We start from the raw sequence: 22,578 nt of genomic DNA, 5'->3' as shown, positions 1-22,578 counted from the left end.
CTCTAAATGTGATAGGTGATTAGATTTAAATCATTAATTGGCAATTTTATCCAGTTAACTCATCCGATAACCTTATTCTGAGAAAGCTTTATTTGAAATAATTCGTAAATTTGTTTAAGTTCCATTGATATTAAATATTGTATACATCACTTAAATGAACGCACAACAAATCAAACCATCTCTAATCATTGTGGAAGACGATCCCAAATTACAAACTATGTTGGGTGAGTATTTTGTTGAACAAGGTTTTCAGGTCAAATGTATCGACAATGGGACGGACGCACCTAATGCGATTATTGACACACAACCAGACGTGGTGCTGTTAGATTTGATGCTACCCGGGCAAGATGGTCTGAGTGTATGTCGTCAAATCCGAGAATGCTACAAAGGCAAAGTGTTGATGCTGACAGCAAGTGATGATGACTTCGATCATGTCGCCGCATTAGAAATAGGCGCAGATGACTTTGTTACTAAACCCATCAAACCTCGCGTATTACTGGCTCGTATTCGCATGCTATTAAGAAGAAAAGAGGCGGCGCCTACCGAGTCCGAAAACGGCCTACAAATTGGTGTTCTGTGTTTAAACCGATTGCGTAAATCGTGCGTAATGAACCAAGAAGAAATTGCGCTGACAGACGGCGAGTTCGATTTGTTGTGGGTTCTTGCTACGCATGCTGAAAAAACACTATCACGTGAGTGGCTGACCAAAACACTACGTGGTATTGAATACGATGGAACAGACCGCACCATTGATAATCGCATAGTGACACTGAGAAAGAAGCTAGGCGATGCTTCTTGCTCACCACAAAAAATCATTACCGTTCGCGGCAAAGGCTACCTATTTATGCCTGATGCATGGAATGAATAATGAGACGGATTTATCTGGAAAGCTTTGTTGGCCTTATCATTCTGTTTATGGCTAGCTTGTGGGGATACGAGTTCTTAGTTTATGAGATAAACACAGATTATGACTACCTATTACAAGAGCATGAGGGTCAAGCTTTTCACGATCTGATCTACCCTATCTATAAAGAACACGGATTAGAATATACTCAACAACAGTTGGAACAATTTGCCACATCAAGCCATCGTTTGTTGGTGCCTCATACGCTTGAAGAGCTTCCAACAGACATCAAAAAGGCGTTTGAAAGTGATACCTCCGTTAACGTCGCTTACGATGAAGAAAGGGATATCTGGTTCCGCCTAGATGCGAGCACGCCTATCTTTAAAATGAGCGATAATCCGAATAGTCCTGTGGTTAAAGCAGCCAACTTTGATGACAATATCGTTTGGTTGTTCTTTTTAGCTGGATTTGCTCTGTATTGCATATTGTTGATCTGGTTCTTAAGCCGTCGGATTCGAGAGCTAGAGAGAGTGACCGTTGAGTTTGCCTCAGGTAACTTCAAGGCTCGAGCTAGTACCTCAAGCGCTAAGTCTGTTGGGACGTTAAACAAAAGCTTTAACACGATGGCCGATAAAGTATCTCGCTTGATCACTAGCAATAAAATGCTAACTAACGCCGTTGCACATGAATTGCGTACCCCAATCTTCCGCTTACAATGGCAAGCAGATTTGTTATCGGATTCAACCTTAACTGAACAACAGAAAAAGTATGTTTACAGTATCGTCGAAGACATTGACGAGATGGAAGAAATGGTTGAAGAATTGCTTTACTACGCAAAGATGGAGCGTCCTGACACAGCATTACAAACTCAAGAAGAAGTCGTCCTATTCAACTTAGTCAAAGAGTTACGACAGAGATGGCAAAAAGAGACTACGCTCGGTATTTCGCTTCAAGAAGTAAACTCAGAAAACGTTCTCGCGTTTGCTGACCCAAAATTGTTAAAGCGAGCCTTAGATAACTTGCTGCGCAATGCAATGCGGTACGCAGATAAGCAGATTTTAGTAGAGATAAAACACGATCAACACCGCTGCTTCATCAATGTTCATGATGATGGCATAGGTATTGAAGAAAAGCATTGGCCTCATCTATTCGAACCATTTTACAGCGCGGATGAATCTCGCAACAAAAAGACGAGCGGGTTTGGGCTCGGTTTGGCGATTGTCAGACAGATAATGGAGCTTCAACGTGGAGAAGTTTCGATTTGCCATAGCCCACTTGGAGGAGCTTGCTTCACACTTAGCCTCAAAAAATCAGACAGTTAACTTAACCTTCCTACCCCGTTTACAGAAGACGACACTTCAATACACTCAAGCGACAGAGCCCAACAATAAAACAGTGTACATTTAATCCATAAGATTCACACACTAAATGGATAGTACTCATGTATAAATCTTTTATCCTGATTATGGCGCTTACTTCTACGCTTACAGCTTGCGCCTACAACCAAAAACCTGTCGTCGACATGACCAATGTCGACCCTAGTACATATGAACAAGACTTTCTTTACTGCCAAGGCTATGCAGAAAATGTCGACAAATCAGAGGCAGCGAAATCTGAAGCCACTAATGGGGCAGTTACAGGCGCATTGATCGGCGCAGCTGCTGGTGCGCTAGAAGACGGATTAGGTGGAGCGGCTGTCGGTGCTGCTGCCGGCGGTGCTGTAGGAGCTGGAGCTGGTGCTTTGAGTGGAACAAATGATTCAACCAAAACTCAATCTCTCGTATTGCGTAAATGCCTCCAGCACAAAGGCTATACCGTCTACGATCTTGATTAAATAAGCACTTTTCTTAAATTATCGCGCGATGGATTCTATTCACAAATGTTTCACGCTGTAACGATTAATCTCGTTACCTCTCTGGGATATGTGTTCCATCCCAATGCTTAAATAGTAAGGTCATATTTTGAAGCCAGGTAAAACAGGTATACGCCGTGTCATGGATGCGACCGGCTATTCATTTCAAGGATTGAAAGCCGCATGGACACACGAAGCCGCTTTTAGACAAGAATTGATTCTCGCCTTGGTGCTTTCCGTCTGTGCTTTTTTCCTTCCTGTCACCACATACGAAAGAGTGCTGATGATCAGTAGCCTGTTCTTGGTATTGATCGTCGAACTCATTAATTCCGCCGTAGAAGCGGTTATCGACCGTGTTAGCGATGACTGGCACGAGCTCAGTGGTAGAGCCAAAGATATTGGCTCAGCAGCAGTATTTGTTGCGTTAACTCTTGCCCTTTTTATTTGGGCTTCGTTCTTGCTCTAATTTTTATTCAAGACACTCATTATGAAGACACATGATTTACAACAGAGAGGTATCTCTTACGTTACCTTTACTTTCCTGTTGGCGCTGTATTTCGCTCTCGTCGTAAATATCCCTATTTATAAAGAACTGATCGGCATCTTTACACACTTAGATAATGTCAAGATTGGATTTATTATCACAATACCAATTTTCTTTCTTGCCGCGCTCAATTTCCTTTTTAATTTATTTAGTTGGCCTTGGATCGGCAAGCCGTTCTTTATAATTTTAATCATTGTTTCAAGTATGGTGAGCTACGCAAGCTATAACTATGGCACACTTTTCGATTCTGGAATGATTGCCAATATTGTTGAAACCGATTCGAGCGAGGCGAGTTCTTACCTGAGTGCTCACTCTGTAATTTGGACGCTGATTATGGGAGTTATCCCAGCGATAATTGTCTTTAAGGTCAAGCTGCAATCTCAACGTCACCAATTACTGTACTTCTCTGTTACCAAATTAGTATCGATGCTGTCGTCGCTAGCTGTCATCGCCGTCATTGCCAGCGTGTACTATCAAGACTACGCATCTGTAGGGCGCAACAATAGCCACCTAAAAAAAATCATCATACCCACCCAGTTCGTTTACAGCGCGACCGGGTATGTGAAGGAGAAATATTTCACCACGCCAGAGCCATATCGAGAAATCGGCACAGATGCAAAGCAGTCAAATAGCGCCGTACAGCAAGCACAGAGCAAACCAACACTACTGGTTTTTGTCGTAGGAGAAACCGCTCGAACTCAGAACTACCAACTCAATGGCTATACACGAGAGACAAACCCTTATACTAGTAAACTGGATGTTATCTCATTTCAAGACGTCGCGTCTTGTGGCACCGCTACTGCTGTATCTGTGCCTTGCATGTTTTCACAGCTCACGCGAAACGAGTTTGAACGCGCAAAAGCGGATAACCAGGACAATGCTCTCGATATAATGCAGCGCGCCGGGGTTGACCTCATTTGGAAAGAAAATGACGGTGGGGATAAAGAAGTAGCCCACAAGATCAAGAAAATCGAAGTTGATCGAAAGCAAGTAAGCCCTATGTGTAATGGCCAAACTTGTTACGACATGGCGCTATTAGATCATTTTGATCAGGAAGTCGCGGATATGCACGGTAACCGAGTGGTCGCCATGCACCTTATAGGAAGCCACGGTCCGACCTACTTTCAGCGTTACCCAAGAGACAACGCCTTCTTTAAACCAGACTGTCCACGTGCAGATATCGAAAACTGTAGCATCGAACAAATAGTGAACACATATGACAATACAATACGCTACACCGATCTTGTATTGGCAGAAACCATCAAAAAACTTAAAGCGTTAGAGTCTGAGTATAATACTGCGCTAATTTACATATCGGATCACGGTGAGTCACTAGGCGAAAACGGATTGTTCTTACATGGTATGCCTTATGGCCTTGCACCAGATTTCCAAAAACGCGTTCCTTTGATTATGTGGCTGTCTTCGGGCTTTAAACAAGCGAAGCAGATCAATACCGACTGTTTGTATAAACAAGCACAGAATGCAGGCCAATACTCACATGATAACGTGTTCCACTCTTTATTAGGCATTATGGATGTACAAACTCAAGCCTACGATAGCAAGTTAGATATATTCAAAGCCTGCCGAGCCGTTTCCTAAATCATTCAATAAAGCCTGGCTCAAAGTGTGAATCAGGCTTTTTCTAACAAGGTATTTAAACTCATCGCCGCGCCAAGCATTATACTGACAGTCCGCGATCCATACATCGAGATAAGGACTAGGATGAAAATTGGTATTATTGGTCTAGGGGATATCGCTCAGAAAGCATACCTTCCTGTTATCACTCAGCTTCCAAATATCGAACTTGTATTTTGTACCCGCAACCCAAACACACTTGAGAGCCTGGCTAAGCAGTATCGAATCTCAGAGATCTGCCAAGACTACCAGCAACTTCTGCACTTTGGCGTCGATGCCGTCATGATTCATGCGGCAACAAGCGTACACCCTCAAATAGCGGCATTTTTTCTGCAGCATGGAATTCCAACCTTTGTCGACAAACCATTAGCAAATAGTGCTGATGACGTAGAAAAGCTGTACGACATTGCCGAAAAAGAGAGACAGCCACTCTATGTGGGCTTTAACCGTCGTCACATTCCACTTTACAACCAACATATGCCACAAGTGCAGCAAGGCAACATATCTGACTTAAAGTCGTTACGCTGGGAAAAGAACCGTCACCAACTACCGGGGGATGTTCGTACCTTTATATTTGATGATTTTATTCACCCATTAGACAGCGTTAACGTCACAGCCAAAGCCGATCTAAAAGATGCTTATGTAACTCATCAACTTGAAGGTGGTCAGTTGGCGCGTTTAGATATTCAGTGGCAACATGGAGATACTTTGCTCCACGCCTCGATGAATCGCTACTTCGGTATCACTACAGAGCGCGTTCAAGCTTGTTATGCAAACAAGGCAGTTGAGTTCGACTCCTTCGTTGAAGGCAAACTATGGCAAGCTAACCAAGAGCAAAAAATCAATTTGAAAGACTGGACGCCAATGCTGACGAGTAAAGGTTTCCATTCGATGTTGCTCGATTGGTTTGGCGTCGTTGAGTCTGGAAATATTGCTGATGAAGTAGTAACACGCAACATTGCTAGCCATCGATTGGCAGAGCAAACTTGTCAATATCTCGAGAAAGTTGTCTCTAGATAATGCGATTCTTGGCTATATGCTTGATTGAGTATTACGCTCTATACTAAAAAGACTTGCATTAAGGAAGGCATTCATTCTCTGTTAAGACTACGGCGATTATTCTATCAATCAGGTGAATGAGGGCACAAAAGCACACATCGACAAAACAGACGGTTTAGATTTGTTTTACGGTGCTCTCAGGTATCTGAATCATCACATTCAAGAATAAAGGAAATAGAATGAGAACACTTGGTAACATCATTTGGTTTGTATTTGGTGGCGTATTTATGGGGTTGCTATGGTGGTTTTTTGGTATTTTGGCCTTTATTAGCATCATCGGAATACCTTGGGGGCGTGCGTGTATCGTTATGGGTAATTTTTCCTTTTTCCCATTCGGTAAAGAGGCCATCTCACGCGATGAATTGACCAATGAAATGGACATTGGCACGAGTCCGCTCGGCGTTATTGGTAACGTCCTTTGGTTTGTATTTGCAGGCCTTTGGTTAGCTATCGGTCACGTACTTTCTGCAGCAGCATGCTTTGTCACCATAATCGGCATTCCGTTTGCGCTCCAACACCTCAAGCTAGCGGTTATTTCACTCGCACCAATTGGTAAAACGGTTGTATCGTCAGAAGAAGCTGCAATGGCTCGATACAACATCAATCGTTAGCAAAAAGCTAATGCGCTTTCTATCCTCTGGGCAGTCATGCTCAGAGGGTAACGCCCGTCAAAAGTAAGCCTATAATCGCTATCGCATATTCAATAATGGCTGATTGTATATTCATACCGTCACCTTTACGTTGAAGTTTATCCTAGCTCAGCACTGCTTTACTTTTATAATTAATCAATACACCCAAGTGAGTTCAAGATGCTAGACTCATAGCGTCGTCACTGATTCAAACTCCAAGAACGACGTAACGAAAAAGCGAGCTATCCTATGCTCGAAATATGGGTTCTTTCCCCCTCGAAGTAGAGTTCAACAACAAAAAAGACGAACTATAAGCATAGCCAAAATTAATGCTTTTCGACCTAAAATATCTCACATCAATCAAAGAAAGCTTCTAAGATTTTCTCTTTTTGAGTAAATATAGACAGTTACAGTAGCGAAATTCTTCTCGGTAAAAATCCCCACTCAATCTCATGATCAGTTTTTAAAAAAAACAACAAAAATTCGTTGTTATCTAGAGTAATTATTTTATTTGTCGCAGAGCAATTCCATCAATATCATTTGCGACATCGGAGTGCTAGAGCATTGAAATTTTTAGCATTTATCACAGGTATAGAACGTAAAAAACCTTTTATTACTTATTTTTCTTTTTTACATATGTTCTAACTCAACGTCTATTCAGACAGGAATATACCGTGGACAAATATCAAGCAGCTTATGCTAAACGTCTAGAGAAACTAAATGGAGATCCATCTCCTAAAACGATAGCCCGCCTTTCGGCTTGGGATGCGTTTTTTAACAAGGAGTACGAGCTCCAAGACTTGGAATACCAACTATCGGACGCAGCGCACCAGCACTATGAACAGTCGCATGCGAAGAGCGACATTAGCTTCAAAGAATTCAAACGAGCGTTCTATAATGAATCCATCAAAATTTACAATTTAACTGATGGCGCTTCTATCCAGAAAGTATTCACCCCATTACTTTTGCTTACAACGCTCTGGATAGTGTTTGTATGCCTATTTAACAAGTGATCATCAAACTATTCCAACAACGATCAGTATGGGACTACAGGTATGGCTCTATGTAAGGGGGCTAATTGGCTCGGTCTCCTTCACTAAATTAGCGACTCAATTACCCGCAATTCCATAGGCTAAAAGTGACAAGGGCATCCGTTGATGCCCTTTTTATTCAAAGGAACGCAACCTAGACCTTTGGCCCACTTGGGTATAAAACCATTATGCGTTAAGCTGCACGCTATTATCCGATTGATAAAGAGTGGAGCGAAGTGATGGAAAAAGTAGGCTCTCGAGCATTGATTGTCGAAGGTGGAGCCATGCGAGGCGTATTTTCATGCGGCATACTCGATCATTTTCTTGCTAGCGAGTTCTCTCCATTTGATAGCTTTTGGGGAGTGTCTGCGGGTGCCAGCAACTTGGCTGCCTACTTAGCTAAAATGCCCGGACGTAACTTAAAAATCTACCTCGATTACAGCTTAAGAAAAGAATTTTTCTCTCCATCTCAACTTCTACGTGGTGGTGATATGATGAACTTAGACTGGATGTGGAATGTCACCCTCGAAGAACTTGGCATCGATAAATCTGCGCTCAAAGCTGATTCACGACCTTTCTTTTTAGGCGTGACGCGTCAAGACAATGGGCAAGCGGAGTACCACCTTCCTGATGTCGACGACTTGGCAGAAACAATGAAAGCCAGCAGCGCACTGCCTGTACTTTACCGAAATGGCGTATCACTGAACGGAATTCAATACGTTGATGGTGGCGTCTCAGACGCACTTCCTGTTGCAGAAGCAATAAAGCGAGGAGCCAAAAAGATTATGGTTTTACGCAGTCAGCCCGCAAGCTATCAAAAGCCAAGAGGAAGATTCAGCGCCCTAACTAGGAGGATGTTGAAAGAAACGCCCGGATTAATTGAACCTATGTTGACACGTGAAGTTCGCTACAATCAGACCTTAGCGCTGATCAACAACCCACCACCTGGTATCGAAATCATTCAAGTGTGTCCTCCTGAAACATTCAAGTTGAAACGGCTGAGTCGATCGCCAGCACCACTGCGTCATGCTTATGAGTTAGGAATTGAAGCAGGAAAGGAAGCCATCATACGCTGGAGTCAGAAGTAGAAAAAAGCCACGTGGATTAAACGTGGCTAACGCAAATTCGATGGCAGTGGATTATCGTATTTGCTTCTGGTCGAGCCCAATATTCAGGCTCAAAACTGTTTTAATTTGCTCGCTAACTGAAAAAGCGAGTAGGCAGTCCAAACTAGTAAGTTTCAAACAACCCAGAGTTGTAATCTTGGATGGCTTGTTCTATCTCTTCCATGCTATTCATGACAAAAGGGCCATAATGCACCACGGGTTCATTAATTGGCTCACCAATAAAGATCAGTGCACCACTCTCTTTTTCGGCCTGCAATTCAACCCATTCACCTTTCGATAAAATGGCCATTTCGCCTTGATTGATCTCACGACCTTTTAATTGAATACGACCTTTATAGACATAGAGCATCATGTTGTTGTCTTGATCCGTGTTCAAATTCAAAGCTTGCCCCCCCATCGCTCTCCAATCGGCTACCGTGGCAGCAACACCTGTCTCTGTTAGCGGCCCCTGAATTCGTTCGTTGTTTATAGTCATATGACCCGCAATCAAACGTACAACCCCCGTATTCGGAGTATCAAACTCAGTGATCGTTTCAGGTTGAAAGTCATGATATTGAGCTGGCTGCATCTTATTTTTCGCAGGCTGGTTAATCCAAATTTGGAAACCATGCAATTCGCCTTCCTTCATAATAGGCATTTCGCTATGGATGACGCCTCTTCCTGCCGCCATCCACTGTGCACCACCGGAACGAAGCTCACCAACATTATCCATATGATCACGATGCTGGAAATGACCTTTCAACATATAAGTAAGCGTCTCAATACCTCGGTGCGGATGCGGAGGGAAACCGCCGATATAGTCAGCGCGGTCTTCTGATTTGAGTTCATCCATCATCAAAAATGGAGAAAAACTAGCATGATTGAAACCCGCTACTCGGCGAATTTTCACTCCATCACCATCAGCAGTAGGTTGCGCAGGAATAAGCTGACGAATTTCTCTGAATGTACTCATACTAGTTCTCCTAGTTTATCTTTGTGACCGCTTGCAAATCGCATGTTTAATCTATGGCTATCTATAAGGTTCTATTTTAGGTTGATGAGCTAAAATTATGAGCCATACTATTCGTTCTACTTATTCAACTTTTTCGAACAATACAATTTATCGAGTTAATAATGAGCACATTTAATTTATCTAAAATAAATGTAGCTATTTTCTAAACAAGGTGTATAGTGTGCCTTGGCTCTTAGAAGAGAGCTGTTAATGCAACATTTAGTTTAAGTTTCCTCTCAGTAAAATCTTGAATCCCCAATTCAGACACCTGCGTACAACTTCCTCTTGATTGAACATTCAATAGCTTAGAAAAGATCCACAAAACAAATCATAATTTTTATGTTTAATTCAAAGGTATTTTTATGTCTAAAGTAACTGGTTCAGTAAAATGGTTTAACGAAACTAAAGGCTTCGGTTTTCTATCTCAAGACAACGGCGGCCAAGATGTATTCGTACACTTTAACGCTATCGTTTCTGACGGTTTCAAAACACTGACTGAAGGTCAGAAAGTAAGCTTCAATGTAGAGCAAGGTAAAAAAGGTCCTCAAGCGACTGAAGTAACTCCTCTATAAGACTGCTTTTCTTGGTGTAGCATGCCCATGCTGCACCAAACCTCTCTCCTTCAAAAATATTCTTTCATCAATCATTCAGCCTAATTTTAGGCATTGCTTTGTGCTATCTAAAATAAACTGAATAGTACTGCTTAATTTATTATTTATAGGAAAAATCATGTCCTCAAAAAGAACTGGCCGTCAAAGGCATTGGTATCAATTACTTAACAAAGAGAAAATCACTAAAAACAGGAGAATAAATGTTAGAAATTGAATTTAATTTAGAACAACCTCAAACCTCTTGGAACGCTAAAATACATCAATTAAATGGTGATATTTTACGAAGACACGTATTACCGAAACTTCTTTCTCATAGCTTTATGATCGATTTTGAATATTGTGAGAAAACGCAATCTGGAACTATTCTCTGTGATTCAGGTTCAAAGTTAGGAAGTTTTACTGTTAACTGATTCAGTTTTCATGCATTAATGGATAATGCAACTAATTTGGAAGGTATCCAATGGCTAGAAAAAGTAAGAAGCAGTCAGAAAAAGACAAAAAAGAGTCTGAACAAAACGCGGCGGCGGTAAAGCAGAAAACTCGACGCCGCATAGAAGACATTATGGAACAAAGAGAATTTGATAAGTTATTCGATCTATAAATGCTCTCTAGTGCTTTCTCTGCCTTTATCGTTGTGCAAGGTACCGCCACCTACCTTGGCTCAAACGAATCTCCACTCTTTTAGACTACTCTTCTAATTACACGTGCCTCTCACACACGCAAAAAAAACTGGCTCCTCTATACTCAAGTGACTTGCAAATAGTCGTTTCGCTCACAGGAAACCCCGTGACTAATGACAGCTAGGTTATTTGCGTATAGCCAAAGCGATATTTTTGCGTATAATCCCTCTCGTTTGCTTCGTATAACCCCAATGATATGGTTTGGGGGTCTCTACCAGTTCCCGCAAAGTGCTGATTACGAAGAGTTGAGATCATCGTGGGTCTTACTCTTTGTGATAGCGTTCGATTTATTTCTATCTATACCTATTCTTAGAGTAACTGCATCCACAATACACATAAGGTGGAATATGAACGCATTTATTCAAGGTCTTCCAAAAGTAGAGCTGCACTTACATATCGAAGGTTCACTTGAGCCGGAACTCTTATTCAAATTAGCAAAACGAAACGGCATCGAGATCCCTTACTCTTCTCCGAGTGAACTACGCAGCGCATATCAGTTCACAGACTTACAATCATTTCTCGACCTCTATTACCAAGGAGCGGGAGTTCTGCGTACGGAGCAAGATTTTTACGATCTCACTTGGGAATACTTACTGCACTGTAAAGAAGACAACGTTATTCATACCGAAATCTTTTTTGACCCTCAAACACACACAGAACGCGGCATAGACTTTGACACTGTTATCAATGGAATCGCTCGCGCGCTAAAAGATGGTCACGAAAAACTTGGCATTACCTCGCAAATTATTGCGTGTTTTCTCCGTCACCTTTCAGAAGAGAGCGCCATAGAGACCCTACAGGCTATTCTGAAACACCGTGATAAGATCATTGGTGTTGGACTAGATTCTTCAGAACAAGGTCATCCGCCAGCTAAATTCAAGCGCGTATTTAAACAAGCAGTAGAAGAAGGCTTACTTACCGTTGCTCACGCAGGTGAAGAAGGCCCCGCACAAAATATTAGCGATGCAATTGAAATGCTTTACGTGAGCCGCGTGGATCACGGTGTTCGCTGTGTTGATGATGAAGCATTAGTTGAATCCTTAATCGAAAGCCAAATGCCACTGACAGTGTGTCCGTTATCGAATCTTAAGCTATGTGTATTCGACGATATGAAAGATCACAATATTGTGGATTTGCTACGAAAAGGTGTCGCCGTAACGATTAACTCAGACGATCCTGTGTACTTTGGTGGCTACATGACGGATAACTTTCTGGCCGTCAACAACGCACATCCAATGAGTAAGAGTGAACTTGCCCAATTTACAATGAACGCGATTGATGCCAGCTTTATCGATAACGAGTTAAAGGCGAAATATCGTCACCTTGTTAGCCAATACGTAAACCAGCACGAAGCGTTGCAATAAAGGCATCAGCGCCACGCCTTAGGTCAAACGCGTAGGTATTAAAACCCTACAAAAACTCTGTGGTTAACCGCATTTATAAACGCTAGACTGAGAAAGCTAAACTAGCACACAAAAAGGAATATAATCATGATTCAACAAGGCCAAGCTCTACCAGTTGCAACTCTAAGTGAGTTGACTGCCGATGGTATGGTTAACCACGACGTTACAGAACTGTTTGCGAACAAGAAAGTCGTACTCTTTGCTGTACCTGGCGCATTCACCCCTACCTGTTCAGAAGCTCATCTACCAGGCTATGTGGTATTAGCTGATGAGCTAAAGGCAAAAGGTGTTGATTTAATTGCGTGCGTTTCTGTAAACGATGCATTTGTGATGCAAGCGTGGGGCGAAGCTCAAAACGCTTCTGAGATTCTGATGTTGGGTGATGGCGACGCTAGCTTTACTAAAGCATTAGGTCTTGAAATGGATACAGGCGGCTTTGGTGGTATTCGCTCACAACGTTACGCGATGATCATTGAAAACGGCACAGTGACTAAGCTTAACGTTGAAGAGCCAAAAGAGTTTGAAGCAAGCAAAGCAGAAACGATTTTAGCGGCGCTTTAAGCTTACTCCTAAATACAAAAACGGAAGCCATCGCTTCCGTTTTTTGTTGGCTAACGCATTCTCACAACACTCGTTTGTTGCTTACGCTGCATTTCCGCAAAAGTCAGCACAAACGGGGATGACTGCTTTACACGGCTTGGTAATGAAGAAAGCGCATTGTAGGCATCCTGTTTCGTTTTAAAATCACCAACAGTTACCGTATACCAACGCGTGCCTCGGCTGTTTTTCCAGTTAACCCAAACCGGATGCTTAGGATCGATATAGCGAATATAATCTTTCACATCTTTTTCTTGCTTTAGCGCGAGTACCTGCATCGTGTAATGGTTTGGGTTTAAATAACCATATGCATCCTGAGAGGTCATGACTCCAACACATTGGCCGCTATCGACCTCCTGCTGGTAAGGCATAGCGCAGCCCATGAGCGATAAAATCAATGTCAAAGATAAAATCTTGTGCACGTGTCACTCCATTCTTGTTCTAGTTTCTTTTCTCTCGCACCCAAAAACACAAAACGCTCTTGGTCAGGTAAAAACACACCCTTACAAGAGGGCCTGTGTTTTAACGCAACGAGTATTCCAAAAACGTAAGGCGACCACGTTGGTCGCCTTAGTAAATTGATTTAATAGAACATTAACAAGATAGAGTGATATAGACAGAAGTTCGCTACTGTTTAGAACCAGCTAGCGACCAATTGCTTAAACCAGTCTAAAATTCGCTTGAATAAACTGCCTTCCTCCACGGACTCCAATGCAACGAGCTCGGCTTCATTTACGACCTTACCTTCGACTTTGTAAAGCACTTTACCAACCACTTGTTGCTCAGAAATTGGCGCAACTAAATCACCGTTGTATTCAACTTCCGCTTGCAGATTTTTTACATCTCCTTTTGGCAAAGTGAGATAAACATCGTTAGCTACGCCGACAGTAAGCTCGTCTTTTTCGCCCATCCAAACTCGAGCTTTCGCAAGTTCCGCACCCGCCTCAGTCGGCATTACCGTATCGTAAAAGCGGAAGCCATAACTTAACAGCTGCTTGCTTTCTGATTCACGAACATTCTCACTCTTCGCTCCCATCACTACAGCAATCAAACGCATATCACCTTGTGTTGCAGAAGTCGCTAGACTATAACCCGCACCACTTGTATAACCAGTTTTCATGCCATCGACATTCATACTACGATCACGAAGCAAGCCATTACGGTTGTATTGAGTGATGCCATTGTAAGTAAACGAGGTTTCGCTATACAGCGGATAGATATCAGGTAAGTCACGAATAATCGCTTGGCCCAATTTGGCAATATCATAAGGTGTCGAATATAAACCGTCACTGTCTAGGCCGTGAGGGTTGGTGAATGCCGTGTTAGACAATTCAAGCTTGGCGGCCCAACTATTCATCAAACTCACAAACCCTGATTCACTTCCCGCAACATGCTCAGCAATAGCGACACTGGCATCGTTACCAGATTGAACAATCAGACCACGGTATAAGTCAGACAAAGAAACGGAAGTATTGACTTCAATAAACATTTTTGAAGAATCTGGGAAATTTTTTGCCCAAGCATTTCTGCTGATGACAACCTCATCATTCAACGTAATATTGCCTGTATTAATTTCTTGACCAGCTACATAAGCAGTCATCAACTTCGTTAAACTCGCAGGGTTTAAACGTTTGTGGGCATCACGTTCAACCAGTACTTTCCCCGTATGGAAGTCCATCAAAACATAACCACGAGAACTGAGTTCTGGCGCATTTGGCACAACTGAAGGCGCAGCATAAGCCAACGAGGATACAGCAGCGAACCCTGTAATTAACACTGTGTGTAATATAGTACTTTTTCTCATCATGACATCTTATCTTAGTAGCATTTAAGGCTTACAAACGGTACCCGAATGAATTCAAAGCGCGGGATTACCTAGTTAAAAAACGAGTATATTGAAACGGCGCTCAGTTACAGCCACCTTGTTACGATTGGTTACTTTTACTCAATGTTTGTCGAAAATAATGAGAGGTAGGTAGAGCTTTCGTCTTGAAGAATGAAACAGGAGCGAAAATAATTCCGTAACGCTATGTTTTTTGAGAGGGGAGAAAAAGCGCGCAAGCCAATTCAGGGAGTAAGTTGGTATAGGAAAAGTAGTTGAGCTTTTATCCATATCTAAATAGGAAACAACAAAAACAATCAAAAATAAGCCCAGCTAATTATTTACCAAGAAAACATATTGAAAACGCATCATAAAATCGTAATTAATTATCGATAAACTTAAAAACCTAATATTATAATTTATGCAAATTTCATTTATTATTAAACTGGAGAAAAATACAGCTTTCCTTTTTTAAAACTAAGAGACGATTTTTTCGATGTTTTTAGGTTTATCTCATCAGAGAACTTGGTATAACAGTGAGGGATAAGACATCCGGACTTAGCGCGAAAGGATAACCCACTGTTATTTAAGTTCACACGCTGCTTTTTAATGACTAGAGACTTTAAACTGCGGTTACCTTCGGTTTGTGCGGCTATTCTTTGACGTATCCCAACCCAGTACGACTCAAACGACGACATCACACATATCCTCTTTCATGATATAAGCATTAATAATTAAACATCGCTAAAAGCTAAGCTTGTCATAAATAAAAGTATTAGAAATTAATTTTATTTCATCAAAACAAATCAACCCGCATATTCCACACAAATTTAGTGGTTATGTCAATTATTAGTTATCATTAATTTTATTTATAATAAATATAAAATCAGTTTATAAATTTCTAATAATTTAATTATTAGAAGTCAAAATAATCAGTCCATATTTAATATGGAAATGTGAGTCTTGTTTTGCATCATAATATATAAATACATTAAAGATTCATCTACGAACTAAATGCTCTTCAAGAGGTGATATAAATTAGAATTTCGAGACTAGATGAGAATAAAAATAGCGCACCGAAGAATATGGTGCGCTATAGATTTGATTGAGGTCACTGTATAAGCATAGATAAAACTAAACTCATTTGACGTAGCTAGGCCAAGATTGCTTATGGTTTAAGTTTCAATACTTTATCAATATCTTCTGCGCTGTGGCGCTCAGGTAACTGCTCCCATTCCTCACCCCATGAACGGTTCACAATTCGACCACGTTTTACCGCTTCACGCTCATCAATTACTTTTGCCCAACGTACAACGTTTTTGTAGCTTTCTACGTCTAAGAATTCAGCCGCATCGTAAGCACGACCCAACACAAGGTTGCCGTACCATGGCCATGTTGCGATATCAGCGATGCTGTACTCATCGCCACCTAGGAATTCATTGTTCGCAAGACGCTTGTCTAATACATCTAACTGACGTTTTGCTTCCATTGTAAAGCGGTTAATTGGGTACTCGAACTTCTCTGGTGCGTACGCGTAGAAGTGACCAAAACCACCGCCTAGATATGGCGCAGAACCTTGCAGCCAGAATAACCAGTTCATTACCTCAGCACGCTTAGCGCCTTCTTTTGGTAAGAAATGATCAAACTTCTCTGCTAGATAAAACAAGATGTTGCCAGATTCAAACACGTTCACTGGCTCAGAACCCGAACGGTCAACCAATGCCGGAATTTTAGAGTTTGGGTTAACAGCCACAAAGCCAGAACCAAACTGGTCACCATCGCCAATCTTAATCAGGTACGCATCGTATTCTGCTGCCGTTACGCCAGCCGCCAAAAGCTCTTCAAACATGATCGTCACTTTCTGACCATTTGGGGTACCCATTGAGTAAAGTTGGAATGGGTGCTCACCAACTGGAAGCTCTTGCTCATGACGTGCGCCAGAATCCGGACGGTTGATGCTCGCCCACTGACCGCCGTTTTCATTATCGTTTGTCCAAACTTTTGGTGGAATGTATTTGTTAGCCATTGTTTTCCCTTATTGTGTTTGAATGCATCTTCAAACTGACGGGTCTTACGCGCCAGCAAGCATTATTAACATCACCTCTTCGCCAACTGCGATTAGGCATACTCAAGATATTAGGTCGAATTCGCTAAATAAAAGTCCTGCAATCTCTTTTAGTTAGAACCTTTGGTTATGGGATTTTCTTTCACGCTATAAGTAAAAACGTCGCGATAATGTGAACTAGGTTCGAGATGCCAACGATGAGTAAGCGACACTCGGCTGCGCACCTCTGTTTGGGGATTTGGAGCAACCGTTGAACTTCAAAGTCACCAAGAGTGACGTTGTTTTGGATACCCTAGTTCAAACCACTTACGTACGTGATAGGCAGTTAAGTTAGATAGTTAGAAAGAAAAACGCCCTTCACTAAATCAATGAAGGGCGTTTTAATGTATTCGAAACCGTTACTTAGCTGATTCAAACAAACCAGAAATACCTTTCAAAGGGAAAAGCCTTGCTTGCTCCAACCCTCTCAACGTTACCGTATTCAGGTCATCAATAAAGAAACGACTGGTCATCGTGTGTTTGCCACCATTAATGAAAATCTCGATGACAGAATTGTCGATATATATATCAATCGTCTGCTTAGCGTCCAATCTTGGTGCTTTTCGAATGCTACCAAATTCTTCTGCGTACAAATGAGACATGTGACGACGGTCCAGCATAAACTCGTGCTTTGTCGCACTAAAGACGATGTTGTCACCTTTGAGGTTACTCAGCTCAAGTTCAAAGCCATCGCCCTCAAGGTCTAATTGGATCAAACAACTTGTGCTTTCCAGTGTATGGGACTGTGCAAAGACCACCTCTTCTTTTCTTAAACTCTCCAATTCAGGGAGTGGAGTTTGAACAAGAAAACCATCTTTCAACGTTAGTTCTCTAGGAAGAGACAACATTCCTGCCCACTGGTGTGTGACCGATGGCGTGTCGATTTCTGGCAACCCTATCCATGCAATAAGAATGCGACACCCATTCTCATCTAAATAGGTTTGTGGGGCGTAGAAATCAAACCCATAATCTGGCTGCAAAATATCTTGGTGGTTTTCTAAAATCATCGACTCTAGGTTCAACTGATCACCCACGATATACGCAACAGAATATATGTTTTTGAAATCATAAGGATTATTACTGCTCACGCCCTGTGGAGAAAACAGCATCACCGATTGACCATTAATCTCAAAGAAATCAGGACACTCCCACATGTACCCAAGGTCAGAAAACTTGGTCTTGATAGGACCTTTATGCTGCCACGTTTTCAAATCTTTGCTTTGATAGAGCGCCATTGAACCATGCTCGGTTTTGGTTTGAGCACCCACCACCATCAAATAGTCGTCGCCTTTCTTCCAAACTTTTGGATCACGAAAGTGCTCCGTGTAATGTTCGTTCTCAATGACCACACCATACTTTTCAATGTTGCCGTCTGAATCCATGGTGGCAAAACACTGTGTTGGGATTCGATTCCAGTTTTGGTCACGCTTGTTGCCAGTAAAAAACAGCAAAGCCTTGTTGTTTTCCACCAAAGCGCCGCCCGAATATACACCATGTGAATCGTAGTCTTGGTCAGGATGAAGACCCACGCCATGATCAGTAAAATGGATGAAGTCTTTAGTAGAAAGGTGATACCAATACTTCATTCCATGGACTGGTCCCACAGGCGTCCACTGGTAAAAGATGTGGTGCTCACCATTGAAATAACACAACCCATTTGGGTCATTTAACAGCCCAAATCTAGGGGCGATATGAAAACTAGGAAAGCCTTTATCTTGCTGACGTAAAAGTGTCATTTCTTCGATATCACACTGAGGGATTTGCTCAAGTCGGCGATATCTTTGCTTTACAGTCCAACGGTTGTTTAAGCTCATAATTTTTCTCAACTGAAATTGGATCTGAAGATCATTGCCCAATAAATTGCAGCAACTCTGTCTGGGTCGGAAGCGCGGTCATTGCGCCTTTTTGCGTCGTCGCTAATGCACCACAGCCATTTGCCCATTGAATCGCAGAGCTAACAACAGGATGATTTTTCCAATCGTCATGCCGAGACAGGCATGCCAGTAGCCCTCCGACAAAAGCATCACCCGCACCTGTGGTGTCAATCGGACTAACGACTTGACCTGTGATCAGTTCACTCTGACTTTCAAAGACGCGCCAAACACCTTTCGCACCTTGTGTCACCAAGACCAAAGCAATATTCAAAGAGGCTATTTGTTGTAAACCTTGCGCCATCGACGTTGAGTCAGTTAAGAACAAAAGCTCTTCTTCAGAGAACTTAACCACATCGGCCATCGCTACAGCCTTCATCACGACAGCTTGGATTTCTGATTGATCTTGCCACACTTCATCACGCAAGTTAGGGTCAAAGCTAATGAAACCACCAGCGGCTTTTGCTCTTTTGATCGCCTCAAATGTGCTGCTTCTACTTGGCTCATTTGCCAGTGAAATTGAGCAAACGTGTAGCCAGTCACCTTGCTTAAAGTTTGGGATGTCTTCAACAGACATAAACTGATCAGCGCTCGGTTTTACCATAAACGTAAAGCTGCGCTCACCTTGCTCGTCTAAATCCACCACCACTGTTGATGTTCTTTGCTCAGGATCTTTAACGAGAAACTCCGTGCTCACGCCCTCTTGATCGAGCGTTGATTGCATGAAGCGACCAAATGGGTCATCACCTACACGTCCAAAAAACGCACTCTTACCAGATAGACGAGCAATTGCTACGGCGACATTCGCTGGTGCACCACCGGGACATTTGAGTAAAGAAGTCTCAGATTCCGGTATTAGATCGACAACAGCATCACCAGTTACCCACACTTGATTCATCTTGCTTACCTTGAAATTAAAGCCCTGATAGTCCAACGTGTTGAACACCTTCACTACCAAGTAAAAATTGAAAAAGGCTAGCCAAGCCATTAGTGCTTGGCTAGCACCCCAAACATTTAGGAAAAGAAGTGGATTTTGGGGGACTCCACCCTTAAGGAGTTCAGATTAAGCCGCTGCTTTTCTACCAACTTTAGCGCGGTCACGCATACCAAGAACAATGGTGAGAACAAATGCGGTCAAGAACGCGATCACCATACCCGCGATGTAGTATCCAATCTTCTCTGGCGTAATAGAAATGATGCCTGGAAGACCTGCTGCACCCAATGCCTGAGCTTTCACATTAAACATTGTAATGAACGCGCTCGATAACGCCGCAGCGCAAACTGCCGCAATAAATGGGTAACGTAGTTTTAGATTAACACCAAACATGGCTGGCTCTGTAATACCCAGCAAACCCGTAACACCCGATGGAATCGCAATACCTTTCATCTTCTTATCTTTGCTCATCACGCCCACCGCCAACGCTGCCGCTCCTTGAGAAACGTTAGACATCGCCGCAATAGGAAAGATAAAGGTGCCGCCCGTCGTCGCAATATCCGCAAGAAGTTGAGTTTCAATCGCAATGAAGCTGTGATGCATACCAGTAATAACAAACGGAGCATAAATAAGACCAAATACCGCACCACCAACAAAGCCAGCAGTGTTGTATAGCCAGTTCAGACCATCACCCAATAGGAAACCGATATCACGCGTGAACGGACCGACGACAGTAAACGTCAGCAAACCCGCTATGAAAATCGCCAGTAATGGCGTTAAAAGGTTGTCTAAAACAGAAGGTATGACTTTACGTAAGCCTAGCTCAACCTTCGCAAGAATGAATGCCGATACCAAAACCGGTAACACCGAACCTTGGTAACCCACTTTTTGGATTTCAAAGCCAAGAATATTCCAAACCGGAATGTTGCCAGACACAGATGCGCCGCCGAATCCCCAACCATTCAGCAAGTCAGGGTGAACCATCAACATACCTAGCGCCGCCCCTAAATATGGGTTACCGCCAAACTTCTTACTGGCTGAAAATGCCAGCAGAATAGGCAGGTAAACAAACGGCGCGTTCGCAAACGTGTTGATCATGTTCGCCAAGTCTGTCAGTCCTGGGTTGGCATCAATCAAAGATTTGCCATCAATGAACAAGCCTTGAGCAGTCAATAGGTTATAGATACCCATCAACAAACCACCAGCGACGATTGCGGGAATGATTGGGACGAAAATATCAGACAGCCCTTTCACCGCGCGCTGAACAATGTTTTGTTTCTCTGCGCCAGCAGACGCAACGTCGTTGGTGGACATTTCACTCATCCCCGTCAACTTCGCCATTTCTGCATAAACTTGGTTTACGATGCCTGATCCAAAAATGATTTGGTACTGACCCGCAACTTTGAACTGCCCTTTTACTCCTTCAAGGCTATCAATCGCTTGTTCATCTATTTTTTGCTCATCTGCAACGGCAAGGCGTAAGCGTGTCGCACAATGCGCAAGTGCGGTGATGTTGCTTTTACCACCTAATAGAGTTAACAACTCTTTTGCTACTGCCGGATAATTCATTTCATACCCCATTGGATTATTATCTGAGCTTGCGAAATTTTAGGGAACGTTTGCAAAATGGATTTTTGCTCAATAAAACCAAATGATCAAAGATAAAGCAGAGAGAATGTGAGAATGATCGTCAAATTCTCTCCCTAAGAGCAGTATAGGAGGTTAGAATCGATACTTATCAAAGAGCTTTTCATCTTCTCTTTGCAAACAATCCCAAAAACGAAAAACAGAATGGATAGGAACAATGGCGAGTCTGCATGATGTCGCCCGTCTGGCTGGCGTATCAAAATCAACAGTGTCACGGGTTATAAACGATGAATATGGCGTAAAAGAAGCGACAAAACTGAAGGTCCGCCAAGCAGTAGCGGAGTGTGGCTATGTGCCGAACCAAGTCGCTAAAGATCTAAAATCTCAAAAGACCAATCTGGTTGGTGTCATTGTTCCTCGGGTTTCCTCTCATGCCACATCCCAAGGTGTCGATGGATTAACAGATGTCCTTGAAAAAGCTGGGAAACATGTCTTACTTGCTAGCACTCACCAAGCCCACGAAAAAGAACTGGAATACATTCAGATCTTTAACCAAAAACGGGTTGAAGGGATCATTCTTTACGCCACCCACCTCGATTCCAAGCTGGTAAAAGCAATTCAAAACTCAGCCGTTCCAGTTGTGCTCGTCGGTCAAGATGGTTCCATGTTTAACATTCCAAGCATCATTCATGATGACGCACGAGTAGGGTTTGAAGCGGGAAATAGACTGGTTGCAAAAGGTTGCCAAACTATGGGTTTTATTGGTGTGCAAGGTGACGATATCGCGGTAGATAAGCAACGCTCAGAGGGATTTGTTCAAGCGCTACAGCATCATGGTTTTGAGCTCGCCTTCCATGCTCGTGGTGACTTTACCATCGATTCTGGCTATTCATTGGCAAAACAACACTTAACAAAGAACCCTAAGCTAGATGGCTTGTTCTGTGCGACAGACCGTATTGCTATCGGTGCGATGAGAGCGATTCAAGAGCTCGGGTTAACACCGGGTAAAGACGTTTTAGTGCTAGGCGTTGGTGATGATGAGCTCGCATCAGTGTGCACCCCAACCTTATCAACATTTAACTATGCATTTGATAAAGCAGGGGAAAATGGTGCGAAACTGTTACTAGATAGAATTGCCAACAGAAGTTTTGAAATGAGTAAGATGGTACTAACCTTCAAAACTATTGAGCGTCAGTCCTGTTAATGAAAAAGCGCCAACTGAAATCAGTTGGCGCTTTTCTTATTACTCTTTGTAGG

The 22,578-nt window shown here is 42.6% G+C and carries 22 protein-coding genes, 1 pseudogene and 1 riboswitch; of the genes and pseudogenes, 16 read left to right on the top strand and 7 right to left on the bottom strand.

Annotation, left to right across the window (positions count from 1 at the left end):
- Window positions 1-154 precede the first annotated feature (154 nt).
- The 9 genes from R7Z10_RS06030 to R7Z10_RS05990 all read left to right on the top strand — a co-directional run bounded on the left by R7Z10_RS06030 (window position 155) and on the right by R7Z10_RS05990 (window position 8,682).
- Window positions 155-868 carry a response regulator gene (locus tag R7Z10_RS06030; RefSeq protein WP_005373673.1) on the top strand — a complete coding sequence of 238 codons (714 nt, stop codon included), beginning with the start codon at window positions 155-157 and terminating at the stop codon, window positions 866-868.
- A complete protein-coding gene (locus R7Z10_RS06025) occupies window positions 868-2,166 on the top strand; it encodes an ATP-binding protein (protein ID WP_017819858.1) in 1,299 nt (432 codons plus the stop codon). Before R7Z10_RS06030 ends, R7Z10_RS06025 begins: the two co-directional genes overlap by 1 nt.
- Window positions 2,167-2,285: 119 nt before the next feature.
- Window positions 2,286-2,678 carry a hypothetical protein gene (locus R7Z10_RS06020; RefSeq protein WP_005385575.1) on the top strand — a complete coding sequence of 131 codons (393 nt, stop codon included), beginning with the start codon at window positions 2,286-2,288 and terminating at the stop codon, window positions 2,676-2,678.
- A 127-nt stretch (window positions 2,679-2,805) separates the two neighbouring features.
- Window positions 2,806-3,162 carry a diacylglycerol kinase gene (locus R7Z10_RS06015; protein WP_318104325.1) on the top strand — a complete coding sequence of 119 codons (357 nt, stop codon included), beginning with the start codon at window positions 2,806-2,808 and terminating at the stop codon, window positions 3,160-3,162.
- 21 nt (window positions 3,163-3,183) lie between these two features.
- Entirely contained in the window at window positions 3,184-4,839 is a 1,656-nt protein-coding gene (locus R7Z10_RS06010) for a phosphoethanolamine transferase (RefSeq protein WP_085569161.1), read from the top strand.
- Between the two features lie 123 nt (window positions 4,840-4,962).
- Window positions 4,963-5,895, top strand: coding sequence for a Gfo/Idh/MocA family oxidoreductase (locus tag R7Z10_RS06005; RefSeq protein WP_318104322.1), 933 nt, complete (start codon window positions 4,963-4,965; stop codon window positions 5,893-5,895).
- Window positions 5,896-6,113: 218 nt separating this feature from the next.
- Entirely contained in the window at window positions 6,114-6,545 is a 432-nt protein-coding gene (locus tag R7Z10_RS06000) for a YccF domain-containing protein (protein ID WP_005373685.1), read from the top strand.
- Between the two features lie 692 nt (window positions 6,546-7,237).
- Window positions 7,238-7,576: a hypothetical protein gene (locus R7Z10_RS05995; protein WP_017635147.1), complete on the top strand. Its 339-nt coding sequence runs from the start codon at window positions 7,238-7,240 to the stop codon at window positions 7,574-7,576.
- A gap of 257 nt (window positions 7,577-7,833) precedes the next feature.
- Window positions 7,834-8,682 carry a patatin family protein gene (locus R7Z10_RS05990; RefSeq protein WP_213963456.1) on the top strand — a complete coding sequence of 283 codons (849 nt, stop codon included), beginning with the start codon at window positions 7,834-7,836 and terminating at the stop codon, window positions 8,680-8,682.
- A 142-nt stretch (window positions 8,683-8,824) separates the two neighbouring features.
- Here the strand turns inward: R7Z10_RS05990 and R7Z10_RS05985 are convergent, their stop codons facing one another.
- Complete coding sequence (locus R7Z10_RS05985) at window positions 8,825-9,673, bottom strand: pirin family protein (RefSeq protein ID WP_017635146.1); 849 nt, start codon at window positions 9,671-9,673, stop codon at window positions 8,825-8,827.
- Window positions 9,674-10,074: 401 nt separating this feature from the next.
- Between R7Z10_RS05985 and R7Z10_RS05980 the strand changes: the two genes are divergently transcribed.
- From R7Z10_RS05980 to R7Z10_RS05960, 5 genes are all read left to right on the top strand, one after another.
- Window positions 10,075-10,284 (top strand): cold-shock protein, encoded by a 210-nt coding sequence (locus tag R7Z10_RS05980; RefSeq protein WP_005373691.1) that lies wholly within the window; start codon window positions 10,075-10,077, stop codon window positions 10,282-10,284.
- Window positions 10,285-10,523: 239 nt separating this feature from the next.
- Entirely contained in the window at window positions 10,524-10,733 is a 210-nt protein-coding gene (locus R7Z10_RS05975; RefSeq protein ID WP_005373692.1) for a hypothetical protein, read from the top strand.
- Between the two features lie 50 nt (window positions 10,734-10,783).
- Entirely contained in the window at window positions 10,784-10,924 is a 141-nt protein-coding gene (locus R7Z10_RS05970; RefSeq protein ID WP_017633782.1) for a PA3496 family putative envelope integrity protein, read from the top strand.
- Between the two features lie 237 nt (window positions 10,925-11,161).
- Window positions 11,162-11,261: riboswitch (purine riboswitch) on the top strand.
- 89 nt (window positions 11,262-11,350) lie between these two features.
- A complete protein-coding gene (locus tag R7Z10_RS05965) occupies window positions 11,351-12,367 on the top strand; it encodes an adenosine deaminase (protein WP_017819853.1) in 1,017 nt (338 codons plus the stop codon).
- 126 nt (window positions 12,368-12,493) lie between these two features.
- A complete protein-coding gene (locus tag R7Z10_RS05960) occupies window positions 12,494-12,967 on the top strand; it encodes a peroxiredoxin (RefSeq protein WP_005373699.1) in 474 nt (157 codons plus the stop codon).
- 50 nt (window positions 12,968-13,017) lie between these two features.
- Here R7Z10_RS05960 and R7Z10_RS05955 read toward each other — a convergent pair whose 3' ends face one another.
- The 3 genes from R7Z10_RS05955 to yghU all read right to left on the bottom strand — a co-directional run bounded on the left by R7Z10_RS05955 (window position 13,018) and on the right by yghU (window position 16,851).
- Complete coding sequence (locus R7Z10_RS05955; protein ID WP_005373701.1) at window positions 13,018-13,425, bottom strand: SPOR domain-containing protein; 408 nt, start codon at window positions 13,423-13,425, stop codon at window positions 13,018-13,020.
- Window positions 13,426-13,637: 212 nt separating this feature from the next.
- Window positions 13,638-14,807, bottom strand: a complete 1,170-nt coding sequence (locus R7Z10_RS05950) for a D-alanyl-D-alanine carboxypeptidase family protein (RefSeq protein ID WP_053304564.1) — start codon at window positions 14,805-14,807, stop codon at window positions 13,638-13,640.
- A 1,186-nt stretch (window positions 14,808-15,993) separates the two neighbouring features.
- Window positions 15,994-16,851 carry a glutathione-dependent disulfide-bond oxidoreductase gene (yghU, locus tag R7Z10_RS05945; RefSeq protein WP_130546397.1) on the bottom strand — a complete coding sequence of 286 codons (858 nt, stop codon included), beginning with the start codon at window positions 16,849-16,851 and terminating at the stop codon, window positions 15,994-15,996.
- 253 nt (window positions 16,852-17,104) lie between these two features.
- Between yghU and R7Z10_RS05940 the strand changes: the two are divergent.
- Window positions 17,105-17,224, top strand: a pseudogene (locus tag R7Z10_RS05940) (dihydrofolate reductase); the annotation flags it as partial.
- A 64-nt stretch (window positions 17,225-17,288) separates the two neighbouring features.
- On the opposite strand, the gene R7Z10_RS05935 reads toward R7Z10_RS05940, so the two are convergent.
- The 3 genes from R7Z10_RS05935 to R7Z10_RS05925 all read right to left on the bottom strand — a co-directional run bounded on the left by R7Z10_RS05935 (window position 17,289) and on the right by R7Z10_RS05925 (window position 21,303).
- Window positions 17,289-18,743 (bottom strand): sucrose-6-phosphate hydrolase, encoded by a 1,455-nt coding sequence (locus R7Z10_RS05935; protein WP_132937021.1) that lies wholly within the window; start codon window positions 18,741-18,743, stop codon window positions 17,289-17,291.
- Window positions 18,744-18,774: 31 nt separating this feature from the next.
- Window positions 18,775-19,698, bottom strand: a complete 924-nt coding sequence (locus tag R7Z10_RS05930; RefSeq protein WP_017819849.1) for an aminoimidazole riboside kinase — start codon at window positions 19,696-19,698, stop codon at window positions 18,775-18,777.
- A 165-nt stretch (window positions 19,699-19,863) separates the two neighbouring features.
- The gene (locus R7Z10_RS05925) at window positions 19,864-21,303 is read right to left on the bottom strand and encodes a sucrose-specific PTS transporter subunit IIBC (protein WP_025767958.1); all 1,440 of its coding nucleotides are present in this window, start codon (window positions 21,301-21,303) and stop codon (window positions 19,864-19,866) included.
- A gap of 235 nt (window positions 21,304-21,538) precedes the next feature.
- Here R7Z10_RS05925 and R7Z10_RS05920 point away from each other — a divergent pair, with 235 nt between their 5' ends.
- Window positions 21,539-22,525 carry a LacI family DNA-binding transcriptional regulator gene (locus R7Z10_RS05920; RefSeq protein ID WP_017633789.1) on the top strand — a complete coding sequence of 329 codons (987 nt, stop codon included), beginning with the start codon at window positions 21,539-21,541 and terminating at the stop codon, window positions 22,523-22,525.
- Window positions 22,526-22,578 lie beyond the last annotated feature (53 nt).

Source organism: Vibrio sp. Vb1018 (assembly GCF_033338775.1).
In the GTDB taxonomy this organism is placed as follows: domain Bacteria; phylum Pseudomonadota; class Gammaproteobacteria; order Enterobacterales; family Vibrionaceae; genus Vibrio; species Vibrio alginolyticus.
Note: the sequence above shows the minus strand (reverse complement) of the source record. Positions and strands in the feature narration are given on the sequence as shown.